Raw genomic sequence first — 15,177 nt, forward strand, 5'->3', positions numbered from 1 at the left:
TCATCAGGAATTTGTTTTATCAATTCCGTTGCTCTTGAGGCCTTTCAGGAAGTCCTCCGGCAGAGGAGCCTGGAAGGCCATTTCTTCTTTTGTCCGGGGATGTTTAAACCTCAGGCTGTAGGCATGGAGCATGAGGCAAGGTACCTTCACGCCCTTTTCAAAACCATACAGCTCGTCCCCGCAGACCGGGTGCTGGATACTCCGCATGTGGACGCGGATCTGATGGGTCCGTCCGGTCAGGATATGAACGTCCAGCAAAGTGCAGGCCTGGCCTTCCGCCAGTACTTTCCAGCGGGTCAGTGCCGGGCGGCCTTCCGGATCAATGGCCATCTTCTTCCGGTCTTTCTTGCTCCGGTCGATAGCCGCGTTTATTTCGCCTTCCGGTTCCTTGAACCGGCCCTCTACCAGTGCCCGGTAATGTTTCTCAATCTCCCGGTCTTTCAGCATCCGGCTCAGTTCTTCCTGGGTTTCATCATTCTTCGCCACCAGCATCAGGCCGCTGGTTTCCTTATCCAGCCGATGAACAATCCCGGGACGCAGCTCCCCGCCGATACCGCCCAGTGAATCCAGACGGGCCAGCAATGCGTTCACCAGCGTTCCGTCCGGATGTCCTGCCGCCGGATGCACTACCATGCCCCGCGGCTTGATCACCACGGCCAGGTCCTCATCCTCATACAGGATTTCCAGCGGAATATCCTCCGCCTTCGGAACAGCTTCCTTCGGTGCGGGTACTGTCAGGACAATCTCCTGGCCCGCAGGCAGCTTAGTGCCGGCCTTTGTGCAGGCCTTTCCGCCGGAAACGCACAGGCCGTCTTCCATCAGCGAAGCCACCCGGCTCCTGCTGAGTCCTGTTGCTTCACTCAGCAATACGTCCAGCCGGCGTCCATCGGATGCAACCCGGTACTCCATTCCTTCAGTCATATTTCTTCCCCCTGGCAGTTGTCAGAGTTTCGCCCAGTCCTGCGGCCTGCACAGCAGGCTGATCATCACCAACACACAGCCCACTGTCAGGCAGCTGTCCGCAACATTGAACACAGGAAAATTCACAAACAGCGTCTCAATCATATCCGGCACAAAACCCCGGATCAGCCGGTCCAGCATATTGCCTGTTGCGCCGCCGGCCATCAGGGCAAGGCCCGTCAGCGGAAGCACCGCGAATTCCTTGTTCCGCAGCCACACATAGCCACCGATAACAATTGCCAGTCCAAGGATGCCTGTCAGCCTCGGCAGCCCGCTCAGCAGCGAGAACGCGATGCCGGTATTTTCCGCGTACCGCAGACCGATCACTCCGGGAATCAGGGTAAACCCATCCGCCGGAAGGCCGGGTGCCAGTTCCTTCGTGATCCGGTCCAGGATCAGTACCGCAGCCGCAATCAGCCAGAATCCCAGGCTTTTCTTAATTACCGCTTTCTTCACTTTTTTCGCTCTTTTCTTCTTCCAGTTCTTTGATCCGCGCCACCAGTTTCCTCGTCACCTTCAACGCTTCCTGCAGCATCTCCTGCTCCTGCAGGTTCTGCACCTTCAGGATCATCCTGGCCGGTGCCCTGGCGGACAGGATCAGCCGCCCATCCGTCTCAGAGATAGCCTGCAGCAGACAGGCCGGATCCGGCACATACCGCTCGTCCACCTTCATGATCAGGCCTTCCTTGCCGCGGGTCACCTGGCTGACGCCCAGCCGGTTGCACAATGCCCGCAGCTGGCTCACGTCAAGCAGCGTCTCGGCAGCCGGCGGCAGGTCGCCATAGCGGTCGATCAACTCGTCCGTTACGTCCGCCCGGTCTTCGTCCGTTACCACGGAAGCAATCCGCTTGTACATTTCCATCCGCTGCTTTTCTTCCGCCACATAGTCGGAAGGCAGGAAAGCGTCCACCCGCAGATCCACCCTGGTTTCCAGTTCCCGTGCGGTCTGCCGGCCCTGTACCTCGTTCAGGGTTTCTTCCATCAGCTTGCAGTACATGTCGTAACCGACCGTAGCCAGATGGCCGTGCTGTTCCGGTCCCAGGATATTGCCCGCGCCGCGGATTTCCAGGTCCCGCATCGCGATACGGAAACCGGCGCCAAACTCCGTAAACTCCCGGATAGCTGTCAGCCGCTGCTGGGCTGTTTCCGTCAGCATATGATCCGCCCGCACGGTGAAGTAGGCATAGGCCTGCCGGTTGCTCCGGCCCACCCGGCCCCGCAGCTGATAGAGCTGGCTGAGGCCAAACCGTTCCGCGTCATACACAATCAGGGTATTCGCGTTCGGCACGTCCAGGCCGTTTTCAATAATGGTGGTACACAGCAGCACGTCATAATTGCCGTTGTAGAAGTCCAGCATCACGTCTTCCAGCTGGTGCTCCTTCATCTGCCCATGGGCCACGCCCACCCGGGCTTCCGGTACCAGTGCCCGCAGCCGCTCATAGAAGCTGCCGATGCTCCGCACCCGGTTGTACAGGAAGTACACTTGTCCGCCCCGGCCAAGTTCGCGCAGGATGGCGTCACGGATCAGGGCGTCAGAATACTCCGTGACCACGGTCTGTACCGGGATCCGCTCTTCCGGCGGGGTTTCCAGCACGCTCATGTCCCGGATGCCCGTCATGGACATATGCAGGGTTCGCGGAATCGGTGTCGCACTCAGGGTGAGCACGTCCACCTGCCGCTTCATATTCTTGATAACTTCCTTATGGGCCACGCCGAAGCGCTGCTCCTCGTCCACGATGAGCAGGCCCAGGTCCTTGAACTTCACATCCTTGCCCAGCAGCTTGTGGGTACCGACGATCAGGTCAATGTCGCCCGCGGCCAGCTTGGCCAGCACGTCCTTCTGCTCTGCCGGAGTCCGGAACCGGCTCAGGAAGTCCACCCGGGCACCGGTATGCCGGAATCGCTTCACGATGGTGTTGTAGTGCTGCTGCACCAGAATCGTGGTGGGTGCCAGCAGGGCCACCTGTTTGTTATCCGCGATCGCCTTGAAAGCGGCCCGCAGGCTCACCTCTGTTTTTCCGTAGCCCACGTCGCCGCACAGCAGCCGGTCCATGTTCCGGTCGCTCTCCATGTCTTCCCGGATTTCCTGCACGCTCTGTGCCTGGTCCGGCGTCAGCTCCCACGGGAATTCATCTTCAAACTCCCTCTGCCAGGCCGTATCCGGTCCGAAGGCATGGCCTGTGTTCTGGGAACGTTCCGCATACAGCGCCTTCAGGTCAAAGGCCAGCGCTTTCAGTCCTTCCTTGACCTTGCCCTTCTGCCGGGCCCATTCTCCGCCGCCCAGGCGGTTCAGCTTCGGTGCCTGGTTCGGATTGCCGATATAGCGCTGTACCCGCTCCAGCTGCTCCACCGGCACATACAGCTTGTCGTTTCCGCCGTAGTGGATCAGCAGGTAGTCGTGCCAGCTTCCCTCGCTCTGAATCCGGGTGATGCCCTGGTAGATACCAACGCCGTGGTCTTCATGCACCACATAGTCGCCCACCTTCAGGTCCGTGAAGGTGGAAATCCGTTCCCCGGAGCGTTTCCGGCTCTTGCTCCGCCGATATCCCTCGCCCCAGATGTCAGCGTCGGAAACCACCGCCGTTCCGGGGCAGCCTTCCCCGCCGCGGATAATGAAGCCGCCGCTGAGCGTGATCGGCAGGATCACAGCTTCCGCAGGCTTTGCCGCGCTGAGTTCCTCCCGGAATTCTGTTTTTTCATCCAGCTCTTTCAGGCTTTCCTCCAGCCGCTTTCCGCGGCTGCTTCCGCCTGAGAGCAGATAAATCCTGTATCCGTGCTCCCGCCACAGGGCAATATCGTTCTTCAGTGCGCGCATCTGCCCGCCATAGCCCTGGATGCCGGTTGCTTCCACCGTCACCGTATTGTCCGGCTTGATGCCACCCAGTCCGAGCAGGATCTCTGTCAGCAGTCCCTTAGGATACGGTTTCAGTTCTTTCAGCACCGTATCCCAGTCCTTCAGCAGACTTTCCTGATCAGTCACTGCTTCCCGGCGGGTAATGGCGCTCTGCAGGTCTTCCGCGAAACCCTGCAGCCGCTCCTCAATCCTGTTCCGCAGGCGGTCTGGTTCACACAGCAATACCAGGTCCGGCTCAAACCAGTCGCATACCGACGCTGTCTTGTCCGTCAGCACCGGCAGCCAGGCACGCATCCGCCGGAAGGGCAGTCCCTGCTCCAGCGTTTCCGCGTCCTGGCGAAGCCGTTCCATCCGCCGGTCAGCTTCCAGCTCCTTCTGATCCTGATACTGTTTTTCCCGGATCTTCGGAGCAATCTTCTTGTCAAAGAGCTCCGCGTCATCCTCATCGTCCGGCAGGGGCGGCAGGTCATCAAACAGCAGGTCTTTCCCGATGTCCGTATCCGGCTGATCATCAATAGCTTCCCGCATCCGGCGGGCAGCTTCCGGATATTCGTCTTCCTCAAGCAGCACTTCGCACGCGGGCGTCAGTACGGCTTCCGGAACGTCTCCCAGGCTCCGCTGGCTGATACAGTCAAACTCCCGGATCCCGTCAATCTCATCATCAAAGAATTCAATCCGAAGTCCCTGGGCCAGCGCCGGAGGATACACGTCCAGGATGGATCCGCGCTGTGCAAACTGTCCTTTGCCTTCCACCATGCCCACGCGGTCATAGCCCATCCGGCTCAGCCGACGGGCAAGATCTGCCGGTGGAAACACGTCTCCCGGCTTCAGGGTCAGGCTCAGTGCCCGGAAAGGTTCCGGCCGGCCCATCCGCTGCGCCATCGCTTCCGCTCCGGCGCACAGGATCCGTACTTTGCCCTCCGTCACAGCTGCCAGTGCTTCCAGCCTCCGCCAGTTGCTCTCCAGGCTTCCGGCTGCCCGGGTCAGGTCAATCTCACCGCCGGGCAGGCAGCAGCCTTCGCCCGTCAGCTGACGCACGTCATCCGCTGCCCGGGCTGCCTTCAGGTCGTTGTCCGCCACCAGCAGCGTCTTTTTCCCTTTTTCTGCCGCGATACAAGCGATCACCGCTGCCAGCGTCTGGTTAACGCCGGCAACCGCCGTTGTCTTTCCCTGCGCCGTCTCCAGCAATGCCTCTAAACCAGGTATCGCAATCGAAGAAACAAAACTCGATGCCATATACTTTCCCTTAACGTTTTACGTCCATCCAATAATTCTGAATTCTGAATTCTGAATTAATTACTGTTGCCTTTTTGCATCGCTTTATCAATGCCTTCCTTTACCCATAGGCGCGCGCATTCCGCCGCCTTATCAAAGGCCGCTTCCATCTTTTCTTTGTCTTCTGCGCTCCAGTGTCCAAGCACCCAGGCTGCCAGATCCTGACCCGCCGGCCGGTCACCCGTTCCTACCCGGATCCGCGGGAAATCCGTCTTTCCAAGGCAGGATGCGATACTCCGCATTCCGTTATGCGTTCCGGGGCCGCCGTTCTTGCGTACCCGTACCTTTCCCGGAGGCAGGTCGATATCGTCATAGATCACCAGCAAATTCTCCTGCGGCACCTTGAAACGGTTCAGCAAGCGTTTCACGCACTCGCCGCTCCGGTTCATGAAGGTCAACGGCTCGCACAGCACAATCTTGGTTTCCCCGTCTGTCACTTCCGCGATCATGTCCTGCACAAACAGCTTTTTGCGCAGTTTCACGCCGTAATATTCTTCCAGCCGGCTCATCACCTCATAGCCCGCGTTATGGCGGGTGTGGGCATACTTCTCCCCCGGATTTCCCAGGCCGACAATGAGTAACGTCTTTACCATATTGGTCTTCTCCAAACTGTTTCATTCATACTGAATCGCGTTTTCTGCAAAAGGTATTGGCGAAGTGAGAGATTCCCTCCCCTTCGCTGTTTCATATCATTGCATTTTTAGGGGCTTATGTCAAGAACAGCATAGGGCTTCCAGCCATTAGTACATACCGAAAACTTTCTTTTTAACGCTTTTGGTGTTATCCTTTTGTATTATCTTACAGATGTTTCGGAAGGAGGGGTTCTCCATGAACCTCATTATCCCCAAGGACTATAACCCTGTCCTGGATCTGCGCGACACAGAGATTGCCATCAAGCTCGTTAAGGACTTCTTCGAGCAGGAACTGGCCAAAGCCCTGAACCTCACCCGCGTTTCCGCGCCCATCATGGTCACGCCGGAAAGCGGTCTGAATGATAACCTGAACGGTGTGGAACGCCCCGTTTCCTTCGACGTGCTGGAAACCGGCGCCACCGTGGAAATTGTTCACTCCCTGGCCAAATGGAAGCGCCAGGCCCTTAAAACCTACGGTTTTTCCGTGGGTGAAGGCCTTTATACGGATATGAATGCTATCCGCCGGGATGAAATTACCGATAATATTCATTCTATATTTGTAGACCAGTGGGACTGGGAGCGCATCATGGCCCCTTCCGAGCGGAACGAGCAGTTCCTGCGGGACATTGTCAACCGCATCTACCTGACCCTCCGCAAGACCGAGGGCTTTGTCTGCGCCCACTATCCCCACATCAAGCCGGAACTGCCGGACGCCATCACCTTCGTCACCACCCAGCAGCTGGAAGATGAATATCCGGACAAGACGCCCAAGGAACGCGAGTATATCGCGGCAAAGAAATACGGTGCGGTGTTCCTTATGCAGGTCGGCGGCGCCCTGCGCAGCGGCCAGCCCCATGACGGCCGTGCCCCGGACTATGACGACTGGAACCTGAACGGCGACATCCTGCTCTATGATCCCCTGCTGGACATCTCCCTGGAGGTTTCCTCCATGGGTATCCGCGTGGATCCGGACACCCTGCGCAAGCAGCTGAAGATCCGCGGCTGTGAAGAACGGGCGGAACTGCCCTTCCAGAAGGCCCTGCTGGCTGGTGAACTGCCCCAGACCATCGGCGGCGGTATCGGACAGAGCCGCATGTGCGTCTACTTCCTCCGGAAGGCCCACGTCGGCGAGGTTCAGGCCAGCATGTGGCCGGAAGAAGTCGTCAAGGCCTGCCGCAACGGTAATATTCCGCTGCTTTAATGCTGAAAGGTATTATGGCAGCCCTAGACTGGAATCCCTGGTGAATTATGAATGATAAATTGAAAAAACTCCTGTCCCTGCTCCTGGTTTTCCTGTTCCTTCTTCCCTGCCTGTCCTTCGCCGAAGAGACAGAAGATGTGGAAGAGGAATGGGAAGAGCTCGCAGACGTGAAGGATACCCTTCTCGCCACGGATGTCTTCTACCATACGCCCAATGAGCTCAGTGCTGTCAAATGTGACCATGAACTGTGTTTCTGGAATCTGGAAATGGGCCGTATGAATGAGGAAGCCATCTGGAAGGTACTCACCCAGCCGGTGACAGTGCTTACCGGCAAGCAGCGGGAACAGGTACGTATCCTCGCCGAGCCGGATGAGAAATGCACTGACTATGTGGGTGTGGTCACCTGCACCAGCCAGGGTGTTCACGTCCTGCAACAGGAAGGAGACTGGTCCCTGATTGAAGCCTATTCCTCTTCCGAGGAAGGCTCCGCCGTCAAGGTCTTTGCTGAGCACTTCCAGGGCTGGGTCAAAACCAGCCGTCTCAAAACAGAAGAAGTGGACCAGACCTACGGCCTGGTCGTTGATAAGCTTCAGCAGCGGCTCTATGTCTTTAAAGAAGGAAAGCTCTTCAGCACCCTGCTGTGCTCCACCGGTTTCGCGAAGAACAAAGCCAACCTCTTCCACGAGACTCCCGCCGGGGAATTCCTCATGGTCAGCTGGGTCGGCGGTTTCCAGGCGGAAACCCTCTGGTGTGCCTATGGCATACGCATCAACAGCGGTATCCTGATCCACGAAGTGCCCAGCCGGCAGGAAACCAACAAAGCCGGTGAAACCTATACGTCCTATGCCCGGTGTGAACGCTATCTCGGGGAGAAGGCCAGCCACGGCTGCATCCGGGTCCAGCGCCAGCTGACGCCCGAAGGCGTCAACGCCAAATGGCTTTGGGATCATCTTTCCCGCAAGCCCTATACCAAGGTGATTATCTGGGATGACCTGGACCGGGAGCTCTGTTATCCGTCTGATGACCTGATCCTGTACTATAATCCCAACGGCGGAACAAACTATCATTCCCAGGCCACCTGCACGATGGTCAAGGATAAATACGAACCCATGACCGCCTTTACCTACGGTGAACTGGACAAGAAACCGTATAACAAACTGACCGCCTGTCCCGCCTGTGCTCCCATGCCCCGGAAGGAAAAGATCGACGAGCTCAATTCCAAGAGCCGCAAGAGCCAATAATCTCAAAAAACATAAGATAGAGCAGAGCCGCAAGCATAAGCTTGCGGCTCTTAACTATATAGTATTCTTAAGTTTTAAGTTTTCATTATTCATTACAAAAGATGAATTACTTCATCTTTTGTGTCGCTGCCCATCCTGCATCGATGGTTTCCTGATGCTTTGTGGCATACGGTCCGATGGAGTTCACCTGCTCCTGCGTTCTCGGGAAGTGCAGGCAGGAATGACCGGCGAAGTTGTTGTCCCTTACGTGCTGCACTTCATGCGGCATGGAATGGGTGGATCCGATGTAGATGCTGCCGTCGGAGAAGATTACCCATACAGCCCGCGGATTCCAGGTGTTTCCGCCGAATACCTTTTCCATGCGTGCGGTGTCGTTCGCCGTTACGGGCTCATAGTCCGCGTGCGCGCCCAGGGAGAAGATATGAACCTGCCAGCTGATGCCCGTGGCAAAATCATACACCGTCGCGTACGGATAATTCCGCGCCACAGACTTCACCTTGTCGTACCAGTTTGCGTACTGCACCTTGGCCGCGCTGGGCGTTACGGTGGTCTTCTGGTTCGTAGTTGTTGTCGTCTTGTTGCTTGCGGCTGCGTTGTTGGCAGCGGCTACGCTGCTCAGGCTGCTCAGGGTCTGGGAGCCCGCGACGCCGTCCGCGGTCAGGTTGCTGGCCTTCTGGTAAGCCTTGACTGCGGAGGCAGTCTGCTTTCCGAACACGCCGTCCGCGGTTCCCTTCAGGTAGCCCAGTTCAATCAGCTTCTGCTGCAGGGTCTTAACGTCCGATCCGGTGGAACCGATCTTCAGCGTTCCGCTGGTGTCTGTTGCAGGCGCCGCTGTGGTTCCCGGCTTCGGGGTAGCGGTGGTCCTCACATTGGCCGCCTTCGCGTTGCCGCCGTACAGGGCACGCTGCGTCTGTTCGCCGGCAGTACCGTCAGCGGTCAGGCCATTTGCCTTCTGGAAGGCTTTCACGGCGCTCACAGTCTTGTCGCCGTAGTTGCCGTCCGCTTTTCCGGACAGGTATCCCAGCTGGATCAGGGCTTCCTGAAGCTGAGCCACGTTGGTTCCGGAATCATTCTTGCGCAGAGTCGGCCAGCTGGCGGAAGTATCGGCTGTCGCGGTCACTTCCGGCGCGGGCGTCGGAATGGTAGTAGGCATCGGAGTCGGTGTTGTGCCCTTCTTCAGCGCGTTGTCGGTGAACAGGACCGCATAGGTTGCCTGGCCGGCCACGCCGTCATCCTTCAGGCCGTGGGCCTTCTGGAATTCCTTCAGGGCATTCACGGTTCCCTTGCCCATCTTGCCGTCTACTTTGCTCTTGTAATAGCCCAGATCCTTCAGCCGCGTCTGCAGCAGCTTCACGTCGTCACCCTTGTCTCCGTTCTTCAGGGATACAGAGGGAACCGCCATGGTAGGCGTAGGGCTGGGGGTAATTGCCACGGTCGGGGTCGCGGTGTCCTTCGCGCCCAAGGCGGTACCGGACATGATCAGTTCCCGGGTAGTGGCATCGGCTGTTCCGTTGGAGGTCAGGCCGTTCTTTTTCTGGAAGGAGCGTACTGCTCCGATGGTATCAGTATCATAGGTTCCGGAAGGAGTCCCCTTCAGGTAGCCCAGTTCAATCAGCTTCTGCTGCAGTTCGGTAACAGCAGCGCCCTTGTTGCCCTTCTTCATGGATACTTCCTTCACGGGGCTCAGGGTTCTGATGCTGGTCTTTGTGCCGGATGCATTCTTCGGCTGGCCGGAATACAGGAAGGCCTGGATATTCGCGTCCATAATGCCTGTGGCAGGATAGTCATTCTTTTGTTGGAAAGCAATAACGGCTTTTTCCGTGCTCGCTCCGAATTTTCCGTCCGCGCTGCCGGTCAGGAAGCCCAGCTCAATCAGTGCTTCCTGCAGGGATCTTACTTCCGCACCTTCCGCACCCTTCTGCAGGATGGTATATCCGCCGGCGTCTTCTGCCGGGCTCAGTGTCACAACCGGTGTGGGGGTAGGTGTAGGCTTAACCTTTTTGACTTCCTTCAGCACAATGTAATCCGTCTTCACATAGCCGGAATACTTCTTGTACTCCACCTGGGCCCAGGAGCCTTTCACAGCGTTTACCGTGATCTCCGCGTCCGCGGGAATCTTCTTCAGCAGCGTGCTCCGGGTAGAGCGGCTGGCCCGCAGATTCACCTTCACCTTCGTCTTCGTGGTATAAGGATAGCTGCTGACGGTTTCCAGTGCTTCTTCCGTTGTCTGTTCTGATCCGGACGCGGTAAAACCGCTCACGGGAACAGCGCAGACAAGCAGCGTCAGCGCAGCAACAATCGCCATCAGCGTACGAAGGCGGATCCTCAGCTGAGACATACGATAACCTCCCACAGGCGGGAAAAGGGCATAATCCTCCCGCCCACATTCGTATACATCATAATTCTATCTCACACGTTACATAATGTCAACGAGTTATTCATTTTTCTGTAATATTTCTTCACAATTGAAGCGGTAAAAAAATGTTTCTCGTTAGAAGCGGCAAGAGCATTACAGGGGGACAGACACTCAGTCACATTCTTTTCAAGAACAGTGACAGACTGTCAGTCCCCGCAGTCACACTCCTGCCGCCTCATTTTTAAGTTTTCAGTTTTAAGTTTTAATTATTCATTATGTCCTGATATTCCTGCCACTGTGCAGGCACATCAGGACACCCCTGCCATTTCCTCGCTGCCCGGATCTCCACATAACAGCCGCACTTTCCGCAGGTGCCCCGCTGCAGGCTCTCACACTCCCTGCACCGGGAAAGACGAAAAGCGTACTCCTTTTCAGGGGTACGCTCTTCCTCCGGGATCGTCTCAATCCGCTCCCGGATAATCTCAGCCAGTTCGGCCTCATCGGGCATTTCACCGATCAGGCATCTGCAGGGTCTTATCACAGTCTGATCTCTGCCACGGCGCACGCCGGCATCCGGATCACCAGTGCTCCGTCCTTCACTTCGAAGTCGGAGAACGCTTTCACCGCCAGCGTATTTTTGCCGAAGTCGTTATATTCGTCCATCTTGCCGGTCAGGATCCGTCCCTCCGCGCCGCGGATGGCTTCCCCATTCAGGCTCACAATAATCTCCTGTGCCTTTTCCGGCTCCAGGTTGGACACGGTCAGCGTAATCCGGCCATCCTTTTCGGAGGCGGAAGCCGTCACAGAAGGCATCGGATACTTCTCAGTACCGGTCTGCTCCGCTTCCACATAGCAGTCCAGTTCCTTGGCGTCCATGTGCTCTTTGTACAGGTCAAACACATGATACGTGGGCGTCAGCACCATCTGGTCGCCTTCGGTCAGGATGATCGCCTGCAGCACGTTTACCGTCTGGGCGATATTGGCCATATGTACCCGGTCACAGCGCTTGTTGAAGATGTCCAGCGACACCGCCGCCACCATCGCATCCCGCATCGTATTCTGCTGATACAGGAAGCCCGGGTTCGTATCCGGTTCCACCTGGAACCAGGTTCCCCACTCGTCAACGATCAGGCCGACCCGTTTCTCCGGATCATACCGATCCATGATTGCCGCGTGCAGGCCAATCTTCCGGTCAATATCCGCCGCGCAGAACAGGGTTTCCCAGTAATCGTCCTGGGAAAACACGGTCGCCCGGTTCTTGGTGTTCCATCCGCCGGGGATCGTGTAGCTGTGCATGCTCAGACCGTCCATCATATTGGCCGCGTTCTTCATCAGCACTTCGGTCCAACTCACGTCCGCGTCTGAAGGACCACAGGCGATTTTATACAGCTTGTTGTCGCCGTACTGCCTGCAGTAGGTCTGGAATCGGCGGTATTCATCGGTGTAGTATTCCGCCCGCATGTTGCCGCCGCAGCCCCAGCTTTCATTGCCGACGCCCCAGTAGCGCACACCCCAGGCTTCCTTCTGTCCGTTCTTCCACCGTTCCTGCACCACGGTGCTGTCACCGTCGGAGTTCAGGTATTCCACCCACTCGCTCATTTCCTTCACCGTGCCGCTGCCCACATTTCCCGTGATATACGGTTCGCAGCCAACCTGACGGCAAAGCTCCATGAACTCGTGCGTGCCGAAGCTGTTATCTTCCACCACGCCGCCCCAGTGAGTATTCACCATGCGTTTCCGGTCCTGCTGTTCACCGATACCGTCGCGCCAGTGATATTCATCGGCAAAGCAGCCGCCCGGCCAGCGCAGTACCGGCATTCTCAGGTTCTTCATGGCCTCGACCACATCTTTACGCATGCCGTTCACATTCGGGATAGGGCTGTCTTTGCCCACATAAATGCCGCCGTAAATACAGCGGCCCAGATGCTCGGCAAAAGAACCGTAGATATACCTGGATATGGTTCCCTTGGACCGGTTCCGGTCCAGACTGATCTTAGCCATGGTCCCTCCATATTAATTCAGAAATATAAATTGGTTTGATTTCCTTGCTGAGGGTGTTCCAATCAGGTGAAGGTTTAGGCCCCCGGAGGAGATCCTTCCACGCGGCCTCCGGCCTTGGTCAGGATGACACTCATCGCGAAGTGGTTTATCCTTTACACCGTGAAACCGTTAATTCTGAATTCTGAATTATGAATTCTGAATTTGTTGTAGCGCTGCAAGCGCCGCGGCCTGTTCCGCCTGCTTTTTGGTTTTACCCTCACCTTCAGCCAGGGCTTTCCCATACCGGTATACCGTAGCACGGAACACCGGTGCATGGGGCGGGCCGCTCTGTCCGGTAATCTCGTAGGTGGGAGCGTCTCCCCCGTCTTTCTGAAGCACTTCCTGCAGGGCGCCCTTGGCATCCTGCAGCGGACGGGAAACCTCGCCCTCTTCCGGCCAGCAGCGTTCCACAACACCGCGGGCAGCTTCCATGCCGCCGTCCAGATAGACTGCGGCCAGTACCGCCTCCATGGTGTCGCACAGTACGCTCGGTTTTTCCCTGCCGCCGGTCAGTTCTTCGCCCCGATCCATGATCAGTGCCTCACCCAGCCCCAGTTTTTTCGCAATGGGGCTCAATGCGGCTTCACAGACCAGCAGCGCCCGCCGGTGGGTCAGCGCGCCTTCCCGCTCATCCGGATGAGCCTGATACAGCGCGTCGCTCATCAGGTACTGGAGCACCGCGTCTCCCAGAAATTCAAGCCGCTGGTTGTCATTTTTCCCCATGGACGGGTGCGTCAAAGCGCGGCGAAGCAATGCTTCGTCGCGGAATGTGTACCCCAGGGCTTTCATTACCTGATCAAGCATGATCTTGCTGTTCTCAGCCCTTCACCTTGGCGATATATTCGGCCACGTCACCGACGGTCTTCAGCTTCATGATCTGATCGTCTTCCACCGTGATGCCAAACCGGTCTTCCATGTCCATGATCATAACCATGATGTTTGCGCTGTCGGCCTTCAGATCTTCCATCAGCCGGCTTTCGGGCTTGATCTCCGCGGCATCCACCTTCAGCTGTTCAGCGATCATGTCTCTTACGGTTTCAAAATCCATTGTCAGATCCTCCTTCAATTCTTCTCCTTATGTACACCGGTTTTCCCGGATGAACATACTCATTCTTCATTGGAAGATACCTCGCTGTTTTCAGCGAGCATCTTCTTAACGCCCTCTTCGATGATCTTCACAACGTTGCCGTCAATCATCTTCACGCACTGGCTGATTGCACTGCAGAACGCGTAGTCATTGCTGGATCCGTGCGCCTTGATCACCGCGCCCTGTACGCCCAGCAGCGGTGCGCCGCCGATTTCGTCAGAGCTCATGGTTTTCTTCACCCGCTTAAAGGCAGGCTTTGCGATCAGTCCGGCAATCTTGCCGCGGGTATCCGCCATCAGTTCATGTTTGATCGTACCCAGCAGCGCGCTGGCCAGGCCTTCGGTATACTTCAGGATCAGGTTGCCGCCGAAGCCGTCCGTTACGCACACGTCCGCCTGATCCAGCGGAACGTCCCGGGCTTCCACGTTGCCGATGAAGTTGTAGGGAGCCTTCTCCATCAGCGGATAGGTTTCCTTCACCAGCTTGTTGCCTTTTTCAGCTTCCGCGCCGATATTCACCAGGCCGATCCGGGGATTCTTCATTCCCATCACGCCCCGCATATAGGCGTCGCCCATGATACCGAACTGCACCAGGTACTCCGGTTTGCAGTCCACATTGGCGCCGCAGTCAATCAGCAGGAAATGACCCCGTCCGTTGGGCATCAGCGGTGCCAGGGCAGGCCGTTCAATGCCGGGAATCCGGCCCAGGCGGAACATACCGCCGGCCAGCGTCGCTCCGGTGGAGCCGGCGGATACAAAGCCGTCCGCTTCGCCGCTGCGCACCTTCAGCATCCCCTGCACGGTGGCGCTGTTGACCTTCTTGCGCACACCCATCACCGGGCTCTCGTGGTTCGTAATCACTTCCGGCTCTTCCTCCAGGATCAGCCGGTCCTTCACGTCTTCATAGTCGCCCAGGAAAGGCTTGACTTCATCCAGCTTGCCTGCCAGGATGATGGTCAGATGTGGATACTGCCGCAGTGCTCTCAGTGCGCCTTTTACCGGTGCTTCCGGTGCCAGGTCTCCGCCCATCGCGTCAACATAGATCGTCATGATTGAACGCCTCCGAATGTTGAATTTCCAACTGTATTATACTGCTATTCCTAACCCGGTATTCGTAATAATTCAGAATTAAGAATTCAGAATTCAGAATTATTACTGCTGCTGATTCTCCTTCGAGGTTTTTACGATCGCTGCAACCAATCGAATGATCTCTTCACAATCAGCAATCAGACTATCTGCTGCCTTACCGGAAATATAATCCGTTTCCTTCAGCAACTCCAACCAATACTGTGTTTCATCCGCTTCCTTAAGTGAAATCTGCATCTTGGCCAGGAAGTCAGCTGTACTCTGGGCTCTTACACTTTCTCTGTTGTTAGCGCCAATGCTTGTACCACTTCTGATCACCTGCTTTGAAAGGATAAACTCTTTCTTTCTACTGTCAGGTGCTGGTAGAGACGAATAATTCTGATAGCAAAAGCCTTGCTCTTCTGAACAACCGGATTGCTATCTTTCATCGTCGCCTCCATAACCTT

11 protein-coding genes and 2 pseudogenes are annotated in these 15,177 nt (G+C 56.7%); 2 read left to right on the top strand and 11 right to left on the bottom strand.

Annotated features, from left to right (window positions below):
- Window positions 1-3: 3 nt before the first annotated feature.
- Genes JRC49_07520 through JRC49_07535 form a run of 4 tightly spaced genes read right to left on the bottom strand, consistent with a single transcriptional unit; the run spans window position 4 to window position 5,682 of the window.
- Window positions 4-921: an RluA family pseudouridine synthase gene (locus JRC49_07520; protein ID QTE72635.1), complete on the bottom strand. Its 918-nt coding sequence runs from the start codon at window positions 919-921 to the stop codon at window positions 4-6.
- Window positions 922-942: 21 nt separating this feature from the next.
- A complete protein-coding gene (gene lspA, locus JRC49_07525) occupies window positions 943-1,416 on the bottom strand; it encodes a signal peptidase II (GenBank protein QTE72636.1) in 474 nt (157 codons plus the stop codon).
- Window positions 1,397-5,050 carry a transcription-repair coupling factor gene (mfd, locus tag JRC49_07530; protein ID QTE72637.1) on the bottom strand — a complete coding sequence of 1,218 codons (3,654 nt, stop codon included), beginning with the start codon at window positions 5,048-5,050 and terminating at the stop codon, window positions 1,397-1,399. Before mfd ends, lspA begins: the two co-directional genes overlap by 20 nt.
- 56 nt (window positions 5,051-5,106) lie before the next feature.
- On the bottom strand, window positions 5,107-5,682 hold the full coding sequence (locus JRC49_07535; GenBank protein QTE72638.1) for an aminoacyl-tRNA hydrolase: 576 nt from the start codon (window positions 5,680-5,682) through the stop codon (window positions 5,107-5,109).
- A gap of 235 nt (window positions 5,683-5,917) precedes the next feature.
- Between JRC49_07535 and JRC49_07540 the strand changes: the two genes are divergently transcribed.
- Together JRC49_07540 and JRC49_07545 are read left to right on the top strand one after the other, a co-directional pair.
- Window positions 5,918-6,922, top strand: coding sequence for an aspartate--ammonia ligase (locus JRC49_07540; GenBank protein ID QTE72639.1), 1,005 nt, complete (start codon window positions 5,918-5,920; stop codon window positions 6,920-6,922).
- A gap of 59 nt (window positions 6,923-6,981) precedes the next feature.
- Window positions 6,982-8,163 carry a L,D-transpeptidase gene (locus JRC49_07545; GenBank protein QTE72640.1) on the top strand — a complete coding sequence of 394 codons (1,182 nt, stop codon included), beginning with the start codon at window positions 6,982-6,984 and terminating at the stop codon, window positions 8,161-8,163.
- 106 nt (window positions 8,164-8,269) lie between these two features.
- Here JRC49_07545 and JRC49_07550 read toward each other — a convergent pair whose 3' ends face one another.
- From JRC49_07550 to JRC49_07580, 7 genes and pseudogenes are all read right to left on the bottom strand, one after another.
- Complete coding sequence (locus JRC49_07550) at window positions 8,270-10,501, bottom strand: peptidoglycan-binding protein (GenBank protein QTE72641.1); 2,232 nt, start codon at window positions 10,499-10,501, stop codon at window positions 8,270-8,272.
- 349 nt (window positions 10,502-10,850) lie between these two features.
- Window positions 10,851-11,060: pseudogene (locus tag JRC49_07555) on the bottom strand (hypothetical protein).
- Window positions 11,057-12,520 (bottom strand): alpha-N-arabinofuranosidase, encoded by a 1,464-nt coding sequence (locus JRC49_07560; protein QTE72642.1) that lies wholly within the window; start codon window positions 12,518-12,520, stop codon window positions 11,057-11,059. Before JRC49_07560 ends, JRC49_07555 begins: the two are co-directional and overlap by 4 nt.
- 186 nt (window positions 12,521-12,706) lie before the next feature.
- Complete coding sequence (gene rnc, locus JRC49_07565; GenBank protein QTE72643.1) at window positions 12,707-13,363, bottom strand: ribonuclease III; 657 nt, start codon at window positions 13,361-13,363, stop codon at window positions 12,707-12,709.
- 13 nt (window positions 13,364-13,376) lie between these two features.
- Window positions 13,377-13,607 (bottom strand): acyl carrier protein, encoded by a 231-nt coding sequence (locus JRC49_07570; GenBank protein ID QTE72644.1) that lies wholly within the window; start codon window positions 13,605-13,607, stop codon window positions 13,377-13,379.
- A 59-nt stretch (window positions 13,608-13,666) separates the two neighbouring features.
- Window positions 13,667-14,695, bottom strand: a complete 1,029-nt coding sequence (gene plsX, locus JRC49_07575; GenBank protein ID QTE72645.1) for a phosphate acyltransferase PlsX — start codon at window positions 14,693-14,695, stop codon at window positions 13,667-13,669.
- Between the two features lie 102 nt (window positions 14,696-14,797).
- Window positions 14,798-15,159: pseudogene (locus JRC49_07580) on the bottom strand (four helix bundle protein).
- Between the last annotated feature and the right edge of the window lie 18 nt (window positions 15,160-15,177).

This window comes from Clostridiales bacterium FE2011 (assembly GCA_017569305.1).
In the GTDB taxonomy this organism is placed as follows: domain Bacteria; phylum Bacillota; class Clostridia; order Christensenellales; family Aristaeellaceae; genus Aristaeella.

What these genes read in the sequence shown, in the direction of transcription:
- JRC49_07520 (QTE72635.1), bottom strand. Translation starts at nt 921, where the DNA reads ATGACTGAAGGAATGGAGTACCGGGTTGCATCCGATGGACGCCGGCTG.
- mfd (QTE72637.1), bottom strand. Translation starts at nt 5,050, where the DNA reads ATGGCATCGAGTTTTGTTTCTTCGATTGCGATACCTGGTTTAGAGGCA.
- JRC49_07535 (QTE72638.1), bottom strand. Translation starts at nt 5,682, where the DNA reads ATGGTAAAGACGTTACTCATTGTCGGCCTGGGAAATCCGGGGGAGAAG.
- JRC49_07540 (QTE72639.1), top strand. Translation starts at nt 5,918, where the DNA reads ATGAACCTCATTATCCCCAAGGACTATAACCCTGTCCTGGATCTGCGC.
- JRC49_07550 (QTE72641.1), bottom strand. Translation starts at nt 10,501, where the DNA reads ATGTCTCAGCTGAGGATCCGCCTTCGTACGCTGATGGCGATTGTTGCT.
- JRC49_07560 (QTE72642.1), bottom strand. Translation starts at nt 12,520, where the DNA reads ATGGCTAAGATCAGTCTGGACCGGAACCGGTCCAAGGGAACCATATCC.
- rnc (QTE72643.1), bottom strand. Translation starts at nt 13,363, where the DNA reads ATGCTTGATCAGGTAATGAAAGCCCTGGGGTACACATTCCGCGACGAA.
- JRC49_07570 (QTE72644.1), bottom strand. Translation starts at nt 13,607, where the DNA reads ATGGATTTTGAAACCGTAAGAGACATGATCGCTGAACAGCTGAAGGTG.
- plsX (QTE72645.1), bottom strand. Translation starts at nt 14,695, where the DNA reads ATGACGATCTATGTTGACGCGATGGGCGGAGACCTGGCACCGGAAGCA.